The sequence below is a fragment of the Prosthecobacter sp. genome (assembly GCF_029946185.1).
GTDB lineage: Bacteria > Verrucomicrobiota > Verrucomicrobiia > Verrucomicrobiales > Verrucomicrobiaceae > Prosthecobacter.
On sequence record NZ_JAQSEA010000094.1, the window covers coordinates 3,767 to 5,041 of the forward strand.

A 1,275-nucleotide genomic window follows, 5' to 3' on the forward strand; every position below is an offset into this window, starting at 1 on the left:
GCCGTGGTGTTTGCAGCGCGCTGATGGACGGGCGGGCTTCGCCACGACCGTCCTACGACACCCGCTGCAACCGAACCTCTCTGATCATTGGCTTCTCAGTTCTCGTGCTTCAGCGCGGGTGCGTTTTCTGGAAGCTTGATCATGGGCTCGCCGCCGAGGTAGCCGAGGGAGATGAGGAATTCGTCCATCTTCTTCGCGGTGACTTGCGTCCACGGCGCTTTGTTGAAAAAGCCGTGGGGCATGTCGGCGGCGGACCACATTTCGGCGCGGAGGCCGAGTTCGGCGGCTTTCTTCACATACTCGTCGCCACCGGCTTTGAGTTTGTCGGCGGTGCCGAAGAAGAGGATTGCGGGCGGGGTGTCTTTGGTGATGAAGCTGTTGGGGGTGATGGCTTCTGCCATCTCCTGTGTCATGGGGCCTTCGCCGGTGCTGCGCTCTTTGAAAAGAGTACTGATGTTCATGGCGGGATTGAAGAGTACCAGGGCGTTTGGTTTGGAGGAGATGGACTTGTCATCGGACTCGGCGTCGTAGGCTGAAGTCAGGGCGGTGCAGGCTGCGAGATGGCCTCCGGCGGAGCCGCCGCCTGCGATGATCTTGGTGGGATCGATGCCGAGTTCGGTGGCATGGCCGCGCACCCAGCGGATGGCGCTCTTGGCGTCTTCGACGGCTTTGTCGGGGGATGTTTTGTGGACGTTGAGGATGCGGTAATCGGCGCTGATGGCGACGATGCCCCGGCTGGCGAGGTATTCGGCCTGTGGGACGAATTGCAGGTAGGTGCCGCTCTTCCAACCGCCGCCGAAGAAGAACACGGCGCAGGGGCGCTGAACGGTGGTTTGCACTTCGCCTTTGGGGGAGAATACGTGGAGCTTTAGTTCGCCTTGGGGAGTGGTTTTATAGACGATGTCCTTGGTGGTGACTTCGGTGGTGGTGAGCTTGATCAGGGGCTTGGTCTTGGCGGCTTTCTGGGCGTGGAGCGGCAGTGCGATGGCGAGGAGGGCGGGAAGGAGGAGGCGCATGGTGGCTGAAACGATGGGGAATCAGAGGTTGTTTGCAGGAAATGATATGGCCGCCAGACTTCACACCGCAGAGATGGGAACGCCGCATAGTTTTTCAGAAGGAATCTAGAGGAAGCTGTGCGGTGTCACACGCGTGATTGGCCGATGGTTTCGTCGATGGCGACGAGGTTGAGGGTGACGTTGTTCATGCGTGACGAGCGCGCAATTCTGCTAGAGGCACACGGCGACCCGGGTGATTGAGCGCTTCGTCGAGCAAGGA

1 protein-coding gene is annotated in these 1,275 nt (G+C 60.2%); it reads right to left on the minus strand.

The window, feature by feature from the left end:
- Positions 1-95 precede the first annotated feature (95 nt).
- Positions 96-1,016 carry an alpha/beta hydrolase gene (locus PSV43_RS07275; RefSeq protein ID WP_300195030.1) on the minus strand — a complete coding sequence of 307 codons (921 nt, stop codon included), beginning with the start codon at positions 1,014-1,016 and terminating at the stop codon, positions 96-98.
- Positions 1,017-1,275 lie beyond the last annotated feature (259 nt).